18 protein-coding genes and 1 tRNA gene are annotated in these 20,926 nt (G+C 62.7%); 13 read left to right on the forward strand and 6 right to left on the reverse strand.

What is annotated here, in order from left to right; translation table 11 throughout:
• Positions 1-122: 122 nt before the first annotated feature.
• Positions 123-1,124: a thioredoxin-disulfide reductase gene (gene trxB, locus H281_RS0100880; RefSeq protein WP_020065201.1), complete on the reverse strand. Its 1,002-nt coding sequence runs from the start codon at positions 1,122-1,124 to the stop codon at positions 123-125.
• A 354-nt stretch (positions 1,125-1,478) separates the two neighbouring features.
• On the opposite strand from trxB, the gene H281_RS0100885 reads away from it, so the two are divergent.
• Both H281_RS0100885 and lolA read left to right on the forward strand, forming a co-directional pair.
• Complete coding sequence (locus H281_RS0100885; protein ID WP_020065202.1) at positions 1,479-3,794, forward strand: DNA translocase FtsK; 2,316 nt, start codon at positions 1,479-1,481, stop codon at positions 3,792-3,794.
• Positions 3,795-4,222: 428 nt separating this feature from the next.
• Entirely contained in the window at positions 4,223-4,951 is a 729-nt protein-coding gene (gene lolA, locus H281_RS0100890) for an outer membrane lipoprotein chaperone LolA (RefSeq protein WP_020065203.1), read from the forward strand.
• Positions 4,952-5,034: 83 nt separating this feature from the next.
• Here lolA and H281_RS0100895 read toward each other — a convergent pair whose 3' ends face one another.
• Entirely contained in the window at positions 5,035-5,946 is a 912-nt protein-coding gene (locus tag H281_RS0100895; protein ID WP_020065204.1) for a LysR family transcriptional regulator, read from the reverse strand.
• Between the two features lie 193 nt (positions 5,947-6,139).
• Between H281_RS0100895 and speB the strand changes: the two genes are divergently transcribed.
• Positions 6,140-7,129, forward strand: a complete 990-nt coding sequence (speB, locus tag H281_RS0100900) for an agmatinase (protein ID WP_020065205.1) — start codon at positions 6,140-6,142, stop codon at positions 7,127-7,129.
• A 92-nt stretch (positions 7,130-7,221) separates the two neighbouring features.
• Here the strand turns inward: speB and cytX are convergent, their stop codons facing one another.
• On the reverse strand, positions 7,222-8,538 hold the full coding sequence (cytX, locus tag H281_RS0100905) for a putative hydroxymethylpyrimidine transporter CytX (RefSeq protein ID WP_027804183.1): 1,317 nt from the start codon (positions 8,536-8,538) through the stop codon (positions 7,222-7,224).
• A 259-nt stretch (positions 8,539-8,797) separates the two neighbouring features.
• Between cytX and H281_RS0100910 the strand changes: the two genes are divergently transcribed.
• From H281_RS0100910 to minE, 8 genes are all read left to right on the forward strand, one after another.
• Positions 8,798-10,111: a replication-associated recombination protein A gene (locus tag H281_RS0100910; RefSeq protein WP_020065207.1), complete on the forward strand. Its 1,314-nt coding sequence runs from the start codon at positions 8,798-8,800 to the stop codon at positions 10,109-10,111.
• A gap of 63 nt (positions 10,112-10,174) precedes the next feature.
• On the forward strand, positions 10,175-11,470 hold the full coding sequence (gene serS / locus H281_RS0100915; RefSeq protein ID WP_020065208.1) for a serine--tRNA ligase: 1,296 nt from the start codon (positions 10,175-10,177) through the stop codon (positions 11,468-11,470).
• 168 nt (positions 11,471-11,638) lie between these two features.
• Positions 11,639-11,728: transfer RNA gene (locus H281_RS0100920), tRNA-Ser, on the forward strand.
• Between the two features lie 261 nt (positions 11,729-11,989).
• Positions 11,990-12,775 carry a type I methionyl aminopeptidase gene (map, locus tag H281_RS0100925; RefSeq protein ID WP_020065209.1) on the forward strand — a complete coding sequence of 262 codons (786 nt, stop codon included), beginning with the start codon at positions 11,990-11,992 and terminating at the stop codon, positions 12,773-12,775.
• Between the two features lie 180 nt (positions 12,776-12,955).
• Positions 12,956-13,489 carry a GNAT family N-acetyltransferase gene (locus tag H281_RS0100930; protein ID WP_020065210.1) on the forward strand — a complete coding sequence of 178 codons (534 nt, stop codon included), beginning with the start codon at positions 12,956-12,958 and terminating at the stop codon, positions 13,487-13,489.
• 251 nt (positions 13,490-13,740) lie between these two features.
• Positions 13,741-14,565 (forward strand): septum site-determining protein MinC, encoded by an 825-nt coding sequence (minC, locus tag H281_RS0100935; RefSeq protein WP_027804184.1) that lies wholly within the window; start codon positions 13,741-13,743, stop codon positions 14,563-14,565.
• Between the two features lie 102 nt (positions 14,566-14,667).
• A complete protein-coding gene (gene minD / locus H281_RS0100940) occupies positions 14,668-15,483 on the forward strand; it encodes a septum site-determining protein MinD (protein WP_020065212.1) in 816 nt (271 codons plus the stop codon).
• Positions 15,484-15,497: 14 nt separating this feature from the next.
• Positions 15,498-15,755, forward strand: a complete 258-nt coding sequence (gene minE / locus H281_RS0100945) for a cell division topological specificity factor MinE (RefSeq protein WP_020065213.1) — start codon at positions 15,498-15,500, stop codon at positions 15,753-15,755.
• Between the two features lie 80 nt (positions 15,756-15,835).
• Here the strand turns inward: minE and H281_RS0100950 are convergent, their stop codons facing one another.
• Positions 15,836-17,353, reverse strand: coding sequence for a chloride channel protein (locus H281_RS0100950; RefSeq protein ID WP_027804185.1), 1,518 nt, complete (start codon positions 17,351-17,353; stop codon positions 15,836-15,838).
• A 209-nt stretch (positions 17,354-17,562) separates the two neighbouring features.
• Here H281_RS0100950 and waaC point away from each other — a divergent pair, with 209 nt between their 5' ends.
• The gene (gene waaC / locus H281_RS0100955) at positions 17,563-18,564 is read left to right on the forward strand and encodes a lipopolysaccharide heptosyltransferase I (RefSeq protein ID WP_020065215.1); all 1,002 of its coding nucleotides are present in this window, start codon (positions 17,563-17,565) and stop codon (positions 18,562-18,564) included.
• A gap of 534 nt (positions 18,565-19,098) precedes the next feature.
• Entirely contained in the window at positions 19,099-19,236 is a 138-nt protein-coding gene (locus H281_RS36705; RefSeq protein ID WP_164701812.1) for a hypothetical protein, read from the forward strand.
• A 45-nt stretch (positions 19,237-19,281) separates the two neighbouring features.
• Here the strand turns inward: H281_RS36705 and H281_RS0100965 are convergent, their stop codons facing one another.
• Positions 19,282-19,461: a hypothetical protein gene (locus H281_RS0100965; protein ID WP_020065217.1), complete on the reverse strand. Its 180-nt coding sequence runs from the start codon at positions 19,459-19,461 to the stop codon at positions 19,282-19,284.
• Between the two features lie 151 nt (positions 19,462-19,612).
• Positions 19,613-20,920: an MFS transporter gene (locus H281_RS0100970; protein WP_020065218.1), complete on the reverse strand. Its 1,308-nt coding sequence runs from the start codon at positions 20,918-20,920 to the stop codon at positions 19,613-19,615.
• Between the last annotated feature and the right edge of the window lie 6 nt (positions 20,921-20,926).

Raw genomic sequence — 20,926 nt, forward strand, 5'->3', positions numbered from 1 at the left:
GCCGTGACGCACGTCTGAATGCAAAAGGCCGCGGGCTTGGAGCCGCGGCCTTTGATCGAGCGTGCGGCCGGGCAAGGCCCAGCCGCCATTTTACCGTTGCGTTCGCGAAGAGACGCAGCCGATCAACGCTCCGCTTCCTGGCTCATTGCGTGCTCGCCGGCCATCTCGTTGATGGTTTCCAGATAGCGTTGCGCGTCGAGCGCTGCCATACAGCCGGTGCCTGCGCTCGTGATGGCCTGACGATACACGTGGTCCTGCACGTCGCCGGCGGCGAACACGCCCGGCACGCTGGTAGCGGTTGCGAAGCCGTTCAGGCCGCCCTTCGTGATGATGTAGCCGTTCTTCATCTCCAGTTGGCCTTCGAAGATGTCCGTGTTCGGCTTGTGGCCAATCGCGACGAACAGGCCTTGCAACGCGATGTCAGTCGTCTCGCCAGTCTGCGTGTGCTTGATGCGCAAGCCGGTTACGCCGGATTGGTCGCCCGTGACTTCGTCAAGCGTATGGTTCCACTTGATCTCGACGACGCCTTCCTTCTCTTTGGCAAGCAGGCGGTCGATCAGGATCGGCTCGGCGCGGAACTTGTCGCGACGGTGGATCACCGTGACCTTCTTCGCGATGCCCGACAGATACAGCGCTTCTTCAACGGCGGTATTGCCGCCGCCGATCACGGCCACATGTTGCTGCTTGTAGAAGAAGCCGTCGCAGGTGGCGCAGGCCGACACGCCCTTGCCCATGAACGCTTCTTCTGACGGCAGGCCGAGATATTGCGCCGATGCGCCCGTCGAGATGATCAGCGAGTCGCACGTGTATTCGCCCGAATCGCCGATCAGGCGGATCGGCTTTTCGTTCAGCTTGGCCGTGTGAATGTGGTCGAAGATGATTTCGGTGTTGAAGCGCTCAGCGTGCTCCAGAAAGCGCGCCATCAGTTCCGGGCCTTGCACGCCGTTGGCGTCGGCGGGCCAGTTCTCCACGTCGGTCGTGGTCATCAGCTGGCCGCCTTGCGCGAGACCCGTGACGAGCACCGGCGCGAGGTTCGCGCGCGCCGCGTAGACCGCTGCCGTGTAACCGGCGGGACCGGAACCGAGAATCAGAACCTTGGCGTGTTTCGTGGAAGTTGCGGGCATGATCGAATCCTTTTACGGCGCGCTGCTCGCCCATGCGAGGCTGCGCGACTTGGCTGAAACTGTAGATGGGTATCAGTCGGGCATTATAAAGGGCGGGGCGGCGGGCTGCTCCATGAAGCTTTCTGATCGCGGCGATAGCCCACGGCGCGTGCTTTCGAGCCGGTCGCGCGTTGATTGGACGCCTGCGTGTGGCCAATCGGCCAGGTTACCGTCATTTACAGCCTCGCGCGGGGCACTGCGTTTACAATAGGCCGGATCGAAGTTTCGGGTCGCCGGTGTCGCGCCCGCAGCCGCGCCCAGCGCGGCTCGGCTGCGCCCCGGCACACCGGATCGGCCACACAAGCAACAGGATCAATGGCAAAAGCTCCTTATACCGCGAGCGCGCAGGCATTGCCGCACCGCATGTCGCGTCTCTTCACCGAAATCCGCTGGATTCTGCAGGTCGCGCTCGGCGTTTTCCTGCTGATGGCGCTCGTCAGCTACAGCCGGCGGGATCCGAGCTGGACGCACGCCGCGCAGGTGGATCACATCGCCAACTGGGCGGGCCGCGTAGGCGCGTGGACCTCGGACATTCTGCTGCTGCTGTTCGGCCTCTCCGCTTACTGGTGGATTGTGCTGCTCGGCCGCCATATCTCCGCGAACTACAAGCGCATCACCCGTCACGAAGACTTGCAGGAAGACGCGCCGCGCGATGCCAGCTGGCTCGCGGACGCCTTTGCGTTCATGCTGGTGCTGCTTGCCTGCGACGGCATCGAGGCGCTGCGCATGTGGTCGCTCAAGGTGCAATTGCCGCGCGCGCCCGGTGGCGTGATCGGCGAAGCGGTCGCGCGCGGCGTGTCGCATGCGCTCGGTTTCACGGGCGGCACCCTCGCGCTGCTGATCGTGCTCGGCATTGGCCTGTCGTTGTATTTCCGGTTTTCGTGGCTGTCGGTATCGGAGAAGCTCGGGGAGTCGATCATTTCGGCTGTGACCTTCGCGAAGCTGCGCCGCGAGGCGGGCCGTGACCGCAAGCTGGGCGAAGCTGCGGCGGTGAAGCGCGAAGGCAAGGTCGAGAAGGGCCGCGTGCGTATTGAGGAGCACGAGCCCGTCGTGATCGTGCCGCCGGTCGTCACGCCCGCCAAGTCGGAGCGCGTCGAGAAAGAACGGCAAGTGCCGCTTTTCACCGATCTGCCTGGCGATTCCACGCTGCCGCCTATCTCGCTGCTCGATCCGGCGCCCGCCGCGCAGGAAACCATTTCGGCGGATACGCTCGAATTCACCTCGCGTCTGATCGAGAAAAAGCTCAAGGACTTCGGCGTCGAGGTAAGCGTCGTCGCCGCGTATCCGGGTCCGGTCGTCACGCGCTACGAGATCGAACCGGCCACTGGCGTGAAGGGCAGCCAGATCGTGAATCTCGCAAAAGACCTCGCGCGTTCGCTGTCGCTGGTATCGATCCGCGTCGTCGAGACGATTCCGGGCAAAAATTTCATGGCGCTCGAACTGCCGAATCAGCGCCGCCAGACCGTGAGCCTGTCCGAAATTCTCGGCTCGGCGGTGTATGCGGACGCCGCATCGCCGCTCACCATGGGGCTCGGCAAGGATATCGGCGGCAAGCCCGTATGCGCGGACCTCGCGAAGATGCCCCACCTGCTCGTCGCGGGTACGACCGGTTCGGGCAAGTCGGTCGGTATCAACGCAATGATCCTGTCGCTGCTCTACAAGGCGAGCGCCGACCAGGTCCGCATGATCCTGATCGATCCGAAGATGCTCGAAATGAGCGTCTACGAAGGCATTCCGCATCTGCTCTGTCCGGTGGTGACCGACATGCGCCAGGCGGGTCACGCGCTGAACTGGGCGGTCGCCGAAATGGAGCGGCGCTACAAGCTGATGAGCAAGCTCGGCGTGCGTAACCTCGCCGGCTACAACAACAAGATCGACGAAGCCGCCAAGCGCGAAGAAAAGCTGCCGAACCCTTTCAGCCTCACGCCGGACGAACCGGAGCCGCTCACGCGCCTGCCCAACATCGTCATCGTGATCGACGAACTTGCAGACCTGATGATGGTGGTCGGCAAGAAGGTCGAGGAACTGATCGCGCGTATTGCGCAGAAGGCGCGCGCCGCCGGAATTCACTTGATTCTCGCTACGCAGCGTCCGTCGGTCGACGTGATTACCGGGCTCATCAAGGCGAACGTGCCGACGCGGATGGCGTTCCAGGTGTCGTCCAAAATCGACTCGCGCACAATTCTCGACCAGCAGGGCGCGGAATCGCTGCTCGGTATGGGCGACATGCTCTACCTGCCGCCGGGCAGCGGCTTGCCGGTCCGCGTGCACGGCGCGTTCGTGTCGGACGAAGAAGTGCACCGCGTCGTCGACAAGCTCAAGGAGCAGGGCGAGCCGAACTATATCGAAGGCATTCTCGAAGGGAGCGTGACCGGTGAGGGCGACGAGGGCTCGGCGGGCGCGGGAGCGGGTGGATCAGGCGACGGCGAATCGGATCCGCTTTACGATCAGGCAGTGGACGTGGTGCTGAAAAACAAGCGCGCGTCGATTTCACTGGTGCAGCGGCATTTGCGCATCGGCTACAACCGCGCGGCGCGCCTGCTGGAGCAAATGGAAAATTCAGGCGTGGTGTCGGCGATGTCGTCGAACGGCAATCGCGAAATTCTGGCACCGGCGCGAGAGGCAGAGTAGGCGTTATGGCGGGAAGTTTTTTGCCGCTTGCCGGGCCTGCTTCGCGGATGGGCTTCTGAGGCGTGGTCCCAATGGCTGCAGCGGCCTGTTTCATGGTCGGCTTTGAATGTCCGCTTTCAATGTGGACATCAAGGACGCGGTCCAAAGATCCGCCGCGAAGATCCAGGTTCAGGGTCCTCTTCGACGCCGACTTCTAAGGCTCGTTTAAGCCTGCCTGCCTAAGCTCGGTTTGAGGCTCAGCGCAACAGACCGCAGGGACCGAAGTCTCATGCGTTCGCCCCGAGCCTCGCACAGCAAGCGTCACGCTGTGCTCACGGCCATCGGCAAACACTGCTCATGTCGATGCGCCGCAATCAGAGCCAATCAGAGTCAATCGAGGCCAGACAAAGCAATCGCTCAACGAATTCAAATCAAGGGAGAGAAATCATATGCAGCTATTTGTGCATCAGCATGCATCCAGCAGCGTCGTCCGGTTTGCCCGCGCAATCGCGCGCGGCGTCGGTACAGCCGCGATCGGCGCGTCGATGCTCGTCGCTTCGCAGGCGTTCGCGAGCGGCACCGAGCAGCTGAAGGCGTTCGTCGCGCAAGTTCACTCGGCGCGCGGCACCTTCGTGCAGCAGGAAGTGCGCGCGCCCAGCAAGGCGCAAGCAGCGAGCGGCGCAAGCGGCGTGCTGTCCACCACGGGCGGCGGCAAGAACGGTACGTCGAGCGGAACATTCACGTTCGCGCGTCCCGGCAAGTTCATCTGGCAATACGAAAAACCCTACTCGCAATTGCTGCAGGCGGACGGCGACAAGCTTTACGTGTACGACAAGGATCTGAACCAGGTGACGGTGCGAAGCCTCGGCGGCGCGCTCGGCGCGAGCCCGGCGGCAATCCTGTTCGGCAGCAACGATCTGGATAAGAACTTCACGTTGCGCGATGCGGGTGTCAAGGCCGGCATCGACTGGCTCGAACTCACGCCGAAAGCGAAAGACACGCAATTTCAGCGCGTGGGCATCGGCTTCAAGGACGGCAATCTGCAAGCAATGGAATTGCACGACGTATTCGGCAACGTGACGTTGCTGACCTTCTCGAACATCCAGAAGAATCCGCCGCTGCCCGCGGATGCGTTCAAATTTACCGTGCCGAAAGGCGCTGACGTGATCAACGGCTAACCGCTCGCCGTGCATTGATGTTTGCGAGAGAAGCCGCGCTGAACGCGCGGCTTTTTTATTACCGGTACAACGCAGCGACCGCGCTACGCTTTCGCTTCGACGGCATGGGCTGCCTTCATATCGTCGATGAACGCTTCGACAATGTCCGTTCTATGCTGCCGCGTCCGCGTGACCATATGAAACGCGACGCGATAGCGCATTAGCTCCGGATTCAACGCGGCGAGCAGCCCTTGCTCGACGAACGGCGCCGCGAAGTGCCCGGGCAGGTAGCCGAGGTGATGCCCGGATAGCACGAGCATCGCGACCGCTTCCATGTTGTCCGCGACCGCGGTGACGTTGTGCGGCGTGGTCGAACTTTCGGCTTCGGGCAACGGATAGCTGCGCCACGCCCATTCGTGCGTTGCAGCTTGCTCGGGCGACACGCCGCCGGCTGAAGCAAACAGCGGATGTCCTTTCGCGCAATACGCGAACTGGTCTTCGGCAAACACCTCGGTGTATTCGAGCGACGGCACGCGATGCCAGAAGTACCCGATGCCCACCTGAATCCGCCCATTGAGCAGTAACTCTTCGAGCTCGCCGGGTGAGCGCACCAGAATCGAAAATCGCACCGACTGATCGCGCGAGCGAAACCGGCCGATTGCGCTGCTAATGCGCGCACTTGCCGATACGGGCGTGTGCCCGATCATGCCGATGTCGAGGGTGCCCACCAGCTTGCGGCCGACATTGCGCGCCTGCATGCCGAAGCTGTCGACGGCACCGAGCAGCGCGCGAGCCGCGTCGGCGAACTGTTCGCCGCGCGCGCTCAGCCGAAAGCCGCCGCGGCCGCGTTCGCACAGCCGATACCCAAGGCGCGTTTCGAGCGTGGCGAGTTGCGTGCTGATGGTCGACTGGCCGACGTTGAGCGTGGCTTGGGCCGACGAGACGCCGCCCGCGTCGACGATCGCAAGGAACACGCGGATGAGTCGTAAATCGAGGTCGGTGAGTTGGGAGAACATGCGTCAGGATACATCGCCATGGATCGATGTAAAGGTTATTGCGCGGCTATTTTAAGTTGACAGGATGTGCTCAAGAATGGAGATTCACCCGGCTTGCAGGCGTTCGGAGTGCCTCCGGAATGCATGAGCGCCCGCAATGTAGCCGGTTCGCAGACTCTGAAAAGCTGCGTCTTCTTTTCATTGCCGAGATACGATGAATACTTCTTCTTTCATTTCTCCTGAAGCCGGTGAACGGCCGCAGCCGCTGTCCGGCAATGCAATGCCGCGCTCTGGCGGCATTGCCACGATGATGCGCCTGCCGAACGTGGGCTCGGCAGAGGGATTCGACGCATGTTTCGTCGGCGTGCCGTTCGACCTGGGCACGTCCAACCGCACCGGCGCACGGTTTGGGCCGCGCCAGATTCGCAGCGAATCGGTGCTGCTGCGCCCTTACAACATGGCAACGCGCGCGGCGCCATTCGATTCTCTGCGCGTGGCCGATCTGGGCGACGTCGCGATTAATCCGTACAACCTGCACGATTCGATCGCCCGGATCGAAACCGCTTACGACGAGATACTTCAGCACGATTGCAAGCCGGTCACCCTTGGCGGCGATCACACCATCGCGTTGCCTATTTTGCGGGCGATTCATCGCAAGCACGGCAAGGTCGGCCTGATTCACGTCGACGCCCACGCCGACGTCAACGACACGATGATGGGCGAGAAAATCGCCCACGGCACGCCGTTTCGTCGCGCGGTCGAAGAGGGGCTGCTCGACTGCGAGCGCGTCGTGCAAATCGGTCTGCGCGGCACGGGCTACGCCGCAGAAGATTTCGACTGGTGCCGCGATCAGGGCTTCGACGTCGTGCAGGCCGAGGCATGCTGGAACCAGTCGCTTGCGCCGCTAATGGCGCGCGTGCGCGAGCGCATGGGCGACGGCCCGGTCTATATCACGTTCGACATCGACGGTATCGACCCGGCCTTTGCGCCCGGCACCGGCACGCCTGAAATTGCCGGACTGACCGTGCCGCAGGCGCTCGAAATCATTCGCGGCGCGCGCGGCTTGAATATCGTCGGATGCGATCTGGTGGAGGTGGCGCCGCCGTACGATCCGTTTGGCACGACGGCGCTGCTCGCCGCGAACCTCGCGTTCGAGTTGTTGTGCGTGCTGCCAGGCGTCGAGTACCGGTCTGCTGCTCGCTGAGCTTGGTCGCCATCCGCTGCGATGCGCGGCGGATGCAACGAAAAAGGCCTGCAAATGCAGGCCTTTTCTTTAATTACGGCGCATTGAGCCGCTCACGCGTACGCGGCTTTACGCGTCGACACGAACGCGAGATAACACACCGCGCCGATCACCAGCGCGGGCAGCGTCGCGCCGAGATTCGGGAGCCATTGGTTGATCGCCTGATAAGCGGCAATGCCGATCGCCCACGCAATGAACGCGCTCAGATGCCAGCCGCCCGAGAAGCCGTAACGGCCGCGTACGTCGGCGAGCATGGCGGCTTCTATACGGCGCTTGCGCACGATGAAGTGATCGACCAGCACCACGCCGAAAAGCGGCGCGAACACCGAGCCGATCAACAGAAGGAAGTTCTGATACTTCGCCATCGGTATAAGCAGCGCGATCAATGTGCACAGCGCGCCGAACGCCGCCGACAGCATCGGCACACTGCCGCGCGCCCAGAAGGTGCCCGTCGACACCGCTGCTGAATGAATGTCGGCAAATGCGTTGTCCACTTCGTCGATCAGAATGAGCAGCAACGCGAGCCCGCCGCCAGCTTGCGCAAGCGCGCTTGTCAGCAGCGCGTCGCCGCCACCGGCGGCGAGACCATAGATCGCGCCCAATGCATAAAACCAGATGTTCGCGATGCCATAGCCGAGCAGCGTGCCGCGGAACGTGTCGCCGGCGCGGCGGCCGAAGCGCGTGTAGTCCGCGATCAACGGTAACCATGAAAGCGGCATTGCCACCACGAGGTCGATAGCGCCGCCGAACGACATCTCGCCAGTGCCGGGGCGGCGCATCATCGCGCTCAGATCGTGCTGCGCGAGCAGGCTCCACGTGAGCCATGCCGCGCCGGCGAGCAGCAGCCAGATGCCCCACGTGCGCAGAAAGCGCCGCACGAACGAGAGCGGGCCGCTGATCGCGAGCAGCGTCGCGAGCAAGCCGAAGATGATGGTCCAGACGAGCGGCATGGAAAGGCCGAACGCCTGCTTCGCAAGAGCGTCGGCGGAATCGCGCATGACGATGACTTCGAACGAACCCCAGCCGACCAGTTGCACCGCGTTCAGCACAGCCGGCACCGACGCGCCGCGCACGCCGAGCGTCGGACGCAGCGAGGACATCGCCGCGAGCCCGGTGTCCGTGCCGATCACGCCCGCGAGCGCGAGCAGAACCACGCCGATCGCGCTGCCGATCACGATCGCCAGCAGCGCGTGCGGCAGCGACAGCCCCGGTACTAGCAGCGCGCCGGCTTGTGCGACCAGCAGGCCGATGCCGAGCGAGAACCAGAGCGCGAATGCGTCGCCGGTACGGAAGGCGCGGCGCGCGTCGGGTACCGGCGTGAGCGGCGCGTAGGTGGCACCGGCGTCGCCGGCGAGTGGATCTTGTGCCATCGGGTCTTGTCCCTGAGTCGTGTTGCTGTTGCTGTTGCTGTTCCGGTTGCTCTTGTATGCGAGTCGGCGTGCATGTTCAGGATGCGCGCCGCTCGTCCTCGCGCGGTCACTGTCATAATGCAGGACGTTTCCCACGCCTCGCGCCTTGGTCGTGCGGGTTTTGCGCTCTCGTCCGGCAGCATGCCGCCTTCAGGCCGATCATCACACGGACCATCATGCGGGCCGCGTCCGGAAAAGCCGACATTATCCCCAAAACGTCATGTTCGAAGAAACCCGTGCCAATGTTCCGCTCGCCGAACGCCTGCGGCCCCGCAATATCGACGAAGTAATCGGTCAGAAGCATCTGCTCGGCCCGAACAAGCCGCTGCGGGTCGCCTTCGAATCCGGTGAAGCGCATTCGATGATCCTCTGGGGCCCGCCCGGCGTCGGCAAGACCACGCTCGCGCGGCTCATGGCCGACGCGTTTCATGCGGAATTCATCGCGTTGTCGGCGGTGCTGTCCGGTGTGAAGGACATTCGCGAGGCGGTCGAGACCGCGCAGATTCATCGCGCGAACGGGCATCAGACGCTAGTGTTCGTCGACGAAGTGCATCGCTTCAACAAGAGTCAGCAAGACGCGTTCTTGCCGCATGTCGAGTCGGGGCTCTTCGTGTTCATCGGCGCGACTACGGAGAATCCGTCGTTCGAAGTGAACAGCGCGTTGCTGTCGCGCGCCGCGGTCTACGTGCTCAAAAGTCTCACCGAGGAAGAGTTGGGCGAACTGCTCGAGCGCGCGCAACAGGAACTCGGCGGCTTGACGTTTACCGACGAAGCGCGCGATGCGCTGATCGGTTCCGCCGACGGCGACGGCCGCAAGCTGCTGAACAACCTTGAGATCGTCGCGCGCGCGGCTTCGCAGCAGAAGACCACGGAGATCGACGGCGCGTTGCTCGGCAGCGCGCTCGCCGAGAATCTGCGCCGCTTCGACAAGGGCGGCGACGCTTTCTACGACCAGATCAGCGCGTTGCATAAGTCGGTGCGCGGCAGCAGCCCGGACGGCGCACTGTACTGGTTCTGCCGCATGCTCGACGGCGGCGCGGACCCGCGCTATCTGGCGCGCCGCATCGTCCGGATGGCGTGGGAGGACATCGGTCTGGCCGACCCGCGCGCCGCGCGCATTGCGCTCGACGCCGCCGAGACCTACGAGCGGCTCGGCACGCCCGAGGGCGAACTCGCGCTCGCGCAGGCGATCATCTACCTGGCCGTCGCGCCGAAGTCCAATGCCGGCTACAACGCGTACAACGAGGCGCGCCGCTTCGTGAGCAAGGACAAGTCGCGCGGCGTACCGGTGCATCTGCGAAACGCACCGACCAAGCTCATGAAGGAGCTCGGCTACGGCCACGAATATCGCTATGCACACGATGAACCGGATGCATACGCGGCCGGCGAGACGTACTTGCCCGAGAACATGCGCGATCCGCATTGGTACACGCCGACGCCGCGCGGCCTCGAAGGCAAGATAGGCGACAAGATGGCGCGTCTTGCCGAACTCGACGCGCAGTGGCGCAACGAGAACAAGCCCAAGAAGAGTTGAGCCTGTCCGGTGCCGCCGGTGCGCTAAAATCCCACCTTCATACAACGAATACCGCCCCATCCCATGCTCGACATCCAGTTGCTGCGCAAAGACCTCGACGGCGTCGCGAAGCGCCTCGCCGACCGCGGCTATACCCTCGACGTGGCGGCCTTTACCGCGCTCGAAGCGGAACGCCGCGACACCCAGACTCGCACCGAAGAACTGCAGGCGCGCCGCAACAGCCTGTCGAAGCAGATCGGCGCGATGAAAGGGCGGGGCGAGGACACTTCGGCCGTGATGGCGGAAGTCGGCGGCATCGGCGACGAGATGAAGGCGTCGGCGGCAAAACTCGACGACATTCAAAAACGTCTGTCGGATCTTCTGCTTGGCGTGCCGAATCTTCCGCATGAGAGCGTGCCGACAGGACGCGACGAAGCGGACAACGTCGAGGTGCGCCGTTGGGGCACGCCGCGTCAGTTCGATTTCGAAGTCAAGGATCACGTGGATGTCGGCGCGCCGCTCGGCCTCGATTTCGAGACCGGCGCCAAGCTGTCGGGCGCGCGCTTCACGATGCTGCGCGGGCAGATTGCACGGCTGCATCGTGCGCTCGCGCAGTTCATGATCGACACGCACACGCAGCAGCATGGCTATACGGAGATTTACACGCCGTACATCGTGAATCCGGAAATTCTGTACGGCACCGGCCAGTTGCCCAAGTTCGCCGACGACATGTTCCGCGTCGAGAAGGGCGGCGGCGAAAACACGGTCACGCAGTATCTGATCTCCACGTCGGAAATTTCGCTGACGAACACGGTACGCGACAGCATCGTCGAAGCGGGCGCGTTGCCGATCAAGCTGACCGCCCATTCACCGTGCTTCCGTTCGGAAGCGGGCTCGTATGGGCGCGACACGCGCGGCATGATCCGTCAGCATCAGTTCGACAAGGTCGAAATGGTGCAGATCGTGGCGCCGGAAACGTCGTATGACGCATTGGAGCAGATGGTCGGCCACGCCGAGACGATTCTGCAAAAGCTGGAATTGCCGTACCGCGTGATCACGCTGTGCACGGGCGACATGGGCTTCTCGGCGACCAAGACTTACGACCTCGAAGTGTGGTTGCCGGCGCAGAACACCTATCGCGAAATTTCGAGCTGTTCGAACACGGAGTCGTTCCAGGCTCGCCGGATGCAGGCGCGCTACCGGAACGCACAAGGCAAGCCGGAACTCGTTCATACGCTGAACGGTTCGGGTCTTGCGGTGGGTCGCACGCTCGTGGCCGTGCTCGAGAACTTCCAGAACGCCGATGGCTCCGTGACGGTGCCGGCGGCGCTGCGGCCATACCTTGGCGGCGTCGAGCGGCTGGAAGTGCCGGCGGCCTGATTCGCGTCGGGTGGACGCCAACCGCGTGATTTGATCGCCGGGAATCGTCGAAATTTTTTCGGCGAGGTACTTGGAAATCCAGATCAGCTGTTCTATAATCTTTCTCTCCCAAGCAGCGACCCGCTTGGATCTGACAAAACCGCCTCGTTGTGGCAAGTCGGAAAACACGGAAAGGTGGCAGAGTGGTCGAATGCGCCGGACTCGAAATCCGGTGTACCTTTAGGGGTACCGTGAGTTCGAATCTCACCCTTTCCGCCAAATTCAGAAAACAGGCCCTTCGGGGCCTGTTTTCGTTTCGGCGTGTCAAATGACCCGTCGTTCTAACGTCGGATATGAGTCTGGCATTCATAAGCGATGCTAACTTATTGCTGCGCGCGGGGAATTCCACCTGCCGCTGAGTCATCAACCCGCTGACTCACCATCCTCTTCCCCGCTTTGCCCGGCCCCCCGCGCCGATCCTCTGTACAATTGGCCGTTCGATTGAATATCGACCTACCTGCGAACCCATCGACCGAATACATGGCCATTACCTACAAGACTCCTGACGACATTGCCAAGCTGCGTATCTCTGGCCGCCTTGCGGCCGACGTGCTGGCCATGATCGCCGAGCACGTGAAGGCCGGTGTCTCCACCGACGAGCTGGACGCACTGTGCAATGACTACATCGTCAACACGCAAAAGTCGATTCCGGCCAACGTCGGTTATCTGGGTTTTCCAAAGACGGTGTGCACATCGGTCAATCAGGTGGTTTGCCACGGCATTCCGAACCGCAGCGAAGTGCTGAAAGACGGCGACATCATCAATATCGACGTGGCGATCATCAAAGACGGCTACTTCGGCGACACGAGCCGCATGTATTGCGTCGGCCAGCCGAGCACGGTGGCTCGTCAACTGGTCGACACGACCTATGAGGCAATGCTTGCGGGCATTCGCGAAGTGAAGCCGGGAGCGACACTTGGCGATGTCGGCCACGCGATCCAGAAGGTCGCGCAACGCGATGGTTTTTCGATCGTGCGCGACTACTGTGGCCACGGCATCGGCAAGGTTTATCACGAAGACCCGCAGGTTTTGCATTACGGGCAACCGGGGCAAGGCATACGTCTGAAGCCCGGCATGGTCTTCACGATCGAGCCGATGATCAACGCGGGCCGCGCCGGTACCACGGTATTGCGCGACGGCTGGACGGTGGTCACGAAAGACCGCTCGCTGTCAGCGCAGTGGGAACACATGATCGCGGTCACCGACGACGGCTACGAACTCCTCACGCCCTGGCCGGACGGCACCGGCAGCTACGCAGCACCGTGAGGCAAACACGCTGCGCATGACGTCGACGGGTATGGCGCCAGGCGCGCGAAATGCTCGGGGTTGCCTGCGCGCTTTGCGTGAACCGGCTTGCGCGATAAGATCGCCCGTCAAAGAATGAATTGACTCTCGCGCCGGTTCGGTTAAAGCTACGGCTTAAGGTTTCAAGGGGTTTTCGTCTGCATGAGTCCGTCACTGACCGTTCGCCGTATCGCCGCTGATCAGGGCGCCGTTTTTCGCGAACTTCGTACAGCGTCCCTGCGTGAGGCGCCCTATGCGTTCGGCGCAACGCTAGAAGACGCATTGTCCGCGGACGCCGCGAGCTTTGACGCCGTCGCCGCAGAACACGCGGTTTCTGCCGCCATCAGCACTTTCATTCTCTACACCGAGGGTCATCCGGCCGGACTGGTCGAAGCGCACTTCGAAGAAGCCGATGAGCGCCGCGCGTTCGTGTGCGAACTGTGGGTGGCGCCTGCGGTCCGGCATCTTCGCGGCGGAGAGTTGCTGGTCGATACGGCTAGCGGCTGGCTTGCCAACGAGGGCGCGGCGGAAATCTACGCGTGGGTCGCCGACTCGAATCGCAACGCAATGCGCTTTTACGAAGCGCTCGGTTTCGGGCCGACCGGCGAACATCGGCGCGTCGCGCGTGCGCCAGAGCAGGTCGAAAGTCTGCTGGTTCGCCACGTGCCGTCCACGTCGACAGCAGTCGACCAGTGAACTGCCGAGTAGCGCAACGTCCGCCGCCTGTTTCGAATTTCCGTCCGCGTCTCTGTCCGCATCACCATCCGCATTTTCGTCCGCACTTCCCTCTGCATTCCAGCAGCGTTCCCGCCTCGCCCGTTCATGTGCCGCGCGGTTCGATCGTTTCCGCGCAGGCACATCTGAACATCCAGCCGCTCGTTGTCCGGCAAAAAATCTCGCCGCGCGCGCGGACGCCTGTAAAATACGCAAAATTTTTGCCGAACGTTATGTCGCCCAAGAAATCGCCCTTTTTCGAACTCCGCAGCGGTTCCGTCGACACGCTCCTGTTTGTGGTCAAGACAACCGACCTCGATGCCATGCGTGCCGAGCTGACCCGGCGCTTCGAGGCGACCCCCGAATTTTTCGCTAACGACGTCGTCGCGATAGACGTGCGCCGGCTCGCCGGCAACGAACGCGTGCCGCTCGCCGAGATCGCACAGTTGCTCGAGAGCGTGCGCATGCGTCCGGTCGGCGTGGTTGCCGACACGCAGCAGTCGTGGGCGGCGGAGTCGGCGCTGCCGTTGCTCGAAGCGCGCGACCGCCGCGGCGCGTCCGCAAAATCGGCTGACGAAGAAGCCGCGGGTGCATCGGCGGCGGACTTGGCCGACGCAGCAAACTCAGGCACAAGTACGGCGCCTGCGAATCAGACGGCCGCACCCGCATCGGTTGAGCCCGCGCCTGCGCCGGCCGCCGAGCCCGTGCGCCTTGCCACGTCTTCGCAAACCATGGTGGTGGAGAAGCCGCTGCGCTCGGGTCAGCGCATCTACGCAAAGGGCGATCTCGTCGTGCTCGGGCTCGTGAGCTACGGCGCGGAAGTTATCGCTGAAGGCAACATCCATATCTATGCGCCGTTGCGCGGCCGTGCGCTCGCAGGCGTGCAAGGCAATCACGACGCGCGCATTTTCTGCACGTGTCTCGAACCGGAACTCATCTCGATCGCGGGCATCTATCGGACGACCGAGAACCCGCTGCCGGCCGACGTGCTCGGCAAGCCGGTGCAGATCTGGCTCGAAGACGAAAAGTTGATGATCGAACCATTGCGGCTCACGTAAGCGCTGTCGGATCCGCTGCGCCGAACGTTGACGGCGCGCGGCGTCGGGGGCGAAATATGGCCGCACATAATTGACGAATTTGACGAACACAAGGTAAGGGTAATGGCAAAAATCATTGTGGTGACATCGGGCAAAGGTGGCGTGGGCAAGACGACCACGAGCGCGAGTTTTGCATCGGCCCTCGCATTGCGTGGCAGCAAGACCGCCGTGATCGACTTCGACGTCGGTCTGCGCAATCTCGATCTCATCATGGGCTGTGAGCGCCGCGTCGTGTACGACCTGATCAACGTCATTCAGGGCGAAGCCAATCTGAACCAGGCGCTGATCAAGGACAAGAAGTGCGAGAACCTCTTCATTCTGCCGGCCTCGCAAACGCGTGACAAAGACGCGCTGACCATGGAAGGCGTCGAAAAGGTCATCAACGACCTGATCGCGATGGACTTCCAATACATCGTGTGTGACTCGCCGGCCGGTATCGAATCCGGCGCGCTCCTCGCCATGCATTTTGCAGACGAAGCGCTGATCGTGACGAACCCGGAAGTGTCGTCGGTGCGCGACTCGGACCGCATTCTCGGCATCCTGTCGTCGAAAACCAAGCGCGCGATTGAAGGCAAGGAGCCGATCAAGGAGCACCTGCTGATCACGCGCTACAACCCGAAGCGCGTGAGCGAAGGCGAGATGCTGTCGCTGACCGACATCCAGGAAATCCTGCGCATCGACCTGATCGGCGTGATCCCGGAATCCGAAGCGGTGCTGCACGCGTCGAATCAGGGTCTGCCTGCAGTGCATCTCGACGGCACCGACGTGGCCGAAGCTTATAAAGACGTCGTATCGCGTTTTCTCGGCGAGCAGAAATCGCTTCGCTTTACCGATTACCAGAAGCCCGGGCTGCTGCAGCGCCTCTTCGGCACCAAGTAAGGGGAGCGCACGTTATGTCGATTCTTTCGTTTTTGCTGGGCGAGAAGAAGAAATCCGCGTCGGTAGCGAAGGAACGCCTGCAGTTGATCATCGCGCACGAGCGCGCCGGCGGTCATGCTCCCGCCGATTATCTGCCTGCGTTGCAACGCGAACTGGTCGCCGTGATTTCAAAGTATGTGCGGATTTCCGACGACGACATCCGCGTGAGTCTCGAGCGTCAGGACGACCTCGAGGTACTCGAGGTCAAGATAGAGATTCCGCAGACCTTATAAGTCTGCTGGTCGCGTTCGCGTTCGCGGTCGCGGTCGGCGAGAGTCGATGCGCGCGCCGCGCGAACATCGGCGAGCGCGGCTTACGGACGAGGTGCGGGCGAACCGCCTTCAGTCGGTCTATCAGCGGGTCGAGCGGTCGGGTCGTCGGCGGAAGCGCGAGCGGAGGCATCAGCTGAACTGTCAGCGGACGTCTCGTTGGAACTATCTGCGGCAATGACTTCCGCCACCGGCTCCGATGCGTCGACTTCTGGCGCATCCACCGCGGGCACTTCCGGCACCGGAGCAGGCGCCGGGCGCGGCAGCGGCGCCATGTAGCGCTCGGAAAGCGCCTCGTAAAGCGGCGGCGCGAAAAAGCGCGACACGCGGCTCGCGATCAGCGCGGTGGCCATCAGCGAGATCACGAGCGCGTGACCGTTGATCATCTCCATCACGATCACAAAAGACGTGATCGGCGACTGCGTGACGGCGGCCAGATAGCCGACCATGGCGAGCGCGATCAGCATCGGCAGTTGCATGGAGCCGAACACCATGTGCAGCAGATTGCCGAAGCCCGCGCCGATCGACAGCGAAGGCGCGAAGATGCCGCCTGGAATGCCGGGCAGGTACGAGCCGACCATCGAAATCATTTTGAGGAACGGATAGAACACCGACAGCTGTTCGTGCCCGTCGAGCAAACCGCGCGCTTCCGCGTAGCCGCTGCCGAACGTGGTGCCGCCCGAAACCAGGCCGACTCCCGCGATCACGAAGCCGCACAGCGCGGCGAACGCGACGGGCCGCTCGCCGTGCAATTGACGCAGCGGCGCGGGAATCCAGCGCGCGGTGTTCAGCAGCAGCCAGCAGAACACGCCGCCCGCAATACCCGTGATGATGGCCGTGAGCAGCACCGCGAGCGCGAGCAGATCGGGAAAGTGCGCGCCGATCTGAATGGTGCCGAAGTACGTATAGTTGCCGTTCAGTCCCAGCGCGATCACACCGGCAATGATGATGGCGGTGATCAGCACGCCGCTCGCGCGGGCTTCGAAACTGCGCGTCAGTTCCTCGATGGCGAACACGATACCCGCGAGGGGAGTATTGAACGCCGCCGATAGACCCGCTGCCGCGCCGGCCAGCACCAGTTGCCGCTCGATCAGTGCGTTCGAACGTGGATACAGTCTGCGCAGGTTGAACATGAGGGCCGCGCCAACTTGCACGGTCGGACCTTCGCGGCCGATCGTAAATCCGCCGAGAATCGCCAGAAACGACACCACGATCTTGCCGAACAGAATGCGAAATGACAGGAGCCGCGCGCCATATTCGCCGGGTTTTGAATGAAGCGTGGCGATTACCTGAGGAATGCCGCTGCCTTCGGCGCCGCGAAAGAACTTGCGCGTGAGCCATACGGCGAGCGCGGCCACCGCGGGGGTGATGATGAGCGGCGCCCACACGTGCTCGCGCTGCACCGTGCGGAATTCCTCGTAGCCCCAGTCGATCAGCCGCGCGTAGAGCACCGCCACGAGCCCGACCGCGATCGCCCCGAGCCAGAAAATGCCGTACTGGCGCCAAAGACGTCTCGCGCGACGCACGATCCCGGAAGAAAGAAGAGGTTGCGCTCGCGACATGAGATCTGGATGTGCAAAGGATGAAGTATAAAGCGTGCGGAAAACGTAAAACCGTATGAAAGCTTTGTGAAATGAAGTAAAAAGGTAAGCTGTAAGGCGCGCGATGTAAGACGCCGTATTGTTTTCCGGCGGCCGCATTGCCCGTTTCAGCAAAGACTATTCCATTCGTCGGCTAAAATATTTTGACGTTGAACAACCGAAGGCCCTCAATGAAGCGAGTCCTTATCGTCAAGGTCACCTCCCTCGGCGATATCGTGCAAGCGCTGCCCGTCGTAGCGGATATCAAACGCGCATTTCCTGGCGTTCAAGTGGATTGGGCCGCAGACGAAGCATTCGCCGAAGCGGCGCAATGGTGCAAGGGCATCGACCGTGTACTGTTCGCGCCGCTGCGGCGTTTCAAGAAAGCGCGCCGGTGGGCCGACTTCAAGGCGATCGCTGCGTCCATCGCGGAGCTGCGTGCGTATCGCTACGATTACATCATCGACATTCACGGCGTGTACAAAAGCGCGATCATCGCGTTTCTGGCCCGCTCGTCGCGTTGCATCGGCTACCAGTCTCAGGACCTGGGGGAGCGGGGCGCTGCGTTCGCGTACACGGGGCGTTTTGGTCCGCGTCCGCAATGCAATGCGTGGCATGGCATGCGTATCAGCGCGGGCGAGGCTCTCGGCTACGAAGTTGAAGGCCCGCCCGTCTACGACCTGAAGTTGCCGGAGCCGGCGAGGCCGCCGTTCGAAGGTGAGCGCGCGCCCGTCGCCGCGCTTTTTCATGCGACGTCGAAAGACGACAAGAAGTGGCCGATCTCGCATTGGGCGGTGGTCGGCACCGAGCTTTCGCAACGCGGCTTCCGCGTGGTCTTGCCGTGGGGTTCGGAAGGCGAGCGCATCGAGGCCGAGCAGATCGCCGCGCAAGTACCAGGCTCGAAGGTCCTGCCGAAGATGACCGTGACGGAAATCGCGCAAATGATCGACGCGTGCTCGTTGGTGGTCGGCGCAGACACCGGTTTTGTCCACCTCGCACATGCGTTGCTGAAGCGCACGGTCATGGTTTTCGTATCGACGTCGCCTGAACATTGCGGCGTGGAAGCACCATTCCGCTCGATCTCGGTTGGCGACGGCCTTTCGGTGCCGCCCATCAGCGCCGTGCTCGATGCCATCGACTACGTACACAGCAAGCCGCCGGCCGTCGCCGGGCAAGGTTCTGCCGCGGCTTGAGCGCAGCCTCGACCGCAATCGTTTGCTCAAAGAAAAGGGCGTCGCGCGCAGAGTGCCTATGTCACCGGCACTATGACGTGACGCCCCTATAAACGCCCGCGTCGGGGAACGCTGGGCGAAAACGATTCGGCTTGCTGCGCAACCGTGCGAGACGCAAAGCGCTCATTACACGGTTGTTAAATCTGTCGCTTTTCGTTGGTCGGCGGAGCGCTCGCGCCCGTTGCGCGTGTTGGTGAACATAGGCTGAACGGTGCTCGCAAGCCGCGCCTGGCAGACGCCAATACCGCCTTCAGGAAGGCCGCGAGGCAATACACTCAAGGCTCATTACCGACCGGCATCTTCAAGTCAGTATAGGCGGTGTTTTCATCGGATGTGAGCGTGCATTGCCATGTGTCCGGACGAGTCGCGCGGAACGGCGAACGTGTAACACGCGCGTGATCTTCCCTTACAACTGGCAACGTTCTGGCAGCGGTACGTCGTGTTCAATCGAGTCATTCGAGATTTCTCGAACGAACTGACTCGATGGAGAACAACATGAAACGCCTGCTCCTGACTCTGATCGCCGGCACCGTACTCGCAACCCTGCTTGGCGGCTGCGTTGTCGCGCCGGCGCCGGGCTACTACTACGGCGGTGGCGGCTACTACCACCATCACGGCTATTACTACCGTTAAGTTCGAGGCCGGCGCAAAGCCGGTCCGCAACTGACGGTGCGGGCGTCAGGCCACCAGCATCTCGAACGCGATGACAGCGGTAATGGCTGCCGCGTTCGCCGCCAGCGCCTCGACGACAATGCCTTTCCAGGTGGCGGGGCGAAAGCGCAGCGCCAGCAGCAGCGAACACAACAACGCGAGCGCGATGATCGTCACGACGTCGGCATTATGTAAGTGAAGGTTCATCCGGGCCTCCCTGCTTGCCATAGGGTCATTCAGGTCGAGTATAGGCAAGTCAAAAAGGCGCGCAAGGCAGGGGATTCACTCAGCGAAACCTCCGCCAGGCGGGGACTTCAGTGATCAACCCGCCGAGGTCCCCTCCCTGTCTATCGCCGCATTACATCAAGCGCGAGTCGCGCGTCTCGCGCATGCACAGCACGCCGATCATGCTGACGGCCGCGGCGATCGACACATACGCGCCCACCCACGGCAGCCCGCCGCGCGCGGCCAGCATTTGCGCGATGTACGGCGCAACCGATGCGCCGAGAATCCCGCCCAGGTTGTACGACACACCCGCGCCGGTATAACGGACGTTGGTCGGAAACAGTTCGGGCAGCAGCGCGCCCATCGGCGCAAAGGTCACGCCCATCAGGAACAGTTCGATGACGAGGAACAGCAGCACCAGCGGCGTTTGTCCGCTGCCGAGGAGCGGCGCCATGGTGAAGCCCGACAGGACCGCTGCGACGATGCCCACGATCAGCACCGGCTTGCGGCCATAGCGGTCGCTTGCCCAGGCGGACAGCGGCGTGGCAAGCGCCATGAACACCACGGCGATGCACAGCAGCCCGAGGAAGGTTTGCCGCGGAATGTGCAGCACCGACACGCCATACGACAGCGAGAACGTGGTCGCGTTATAGAACAGCGTGTAGCAGACCACCATCGCGAGCGCGCCCAGCAGCGTGGGCACCCAATGCCGCGACAGCAGCGTCGCAATGGGCACCTTCACGCGCTCCTGACGCTCAATGGCGGCCTGGAAGGCCGGCGTCTCCGCGATCTTGAGCCGCACGTAAAGCCCCAACGCGACCAGCACCGCGCTTACGAGGAACGGCACGCGCCAGCCCCAGCTCCGGAACTGCGCGTCGCTCAACGACATCGCAAGCGCGAAGAAGAGGCCGTTGGACGCGAGAAAGCCGATCGACGGTCCGAGTTGCGGGAACATGCCGAACCAGCCGCGCTTGCCGGCAGGCGCGTTTTCGGTGGCGAGCAGCGCCGCGCCGCCCCATTCACCGCCGAGGCCAATGCCCTGGCCGAAACGCAAGATGCACAGAAGGATCGGTGCAAGACTGCCAATGGAGTCGTAGCCCGGAACGAAGCCGATCAGCGTGGTCGAGACGCCCATCACGAGCAAAGACGCGACGAGCGTCGATTTACGGCCGATGCGGTCGCCGAAATGGCCGAACAGGAACGAGCCGATCGGCCGCGCGACGAACGCAATGCCGAACGTGACGAAGGCCGACAGGGCCTGAGCCGTTGCCGAGCCATGCGGAAAAAACACCGGGCCGATGACGAGCGCCGCGGCGGTCGCGTAGACGTAGAAATCGTAGAACTCGATCGCGGTGCCGATGAAGCTCGCGAAGATGATCCGCGCACTGTTGGTGTGTCCGGCCGCATTGGGCTCGGCCGCGGAAATCGGCGATGTGGACATGCAGGG

It is taken from the genome of Paraburkholderia caledonica (assembly GCF_000383275.1).
GTDB classification, from domain to species: Bacteria; Pseudomonadota; Gammaproteobacteria; order Burkholderiales; family Burkholderiaceae; genus Paraburkholderia; species Paraburkholderia caledonica.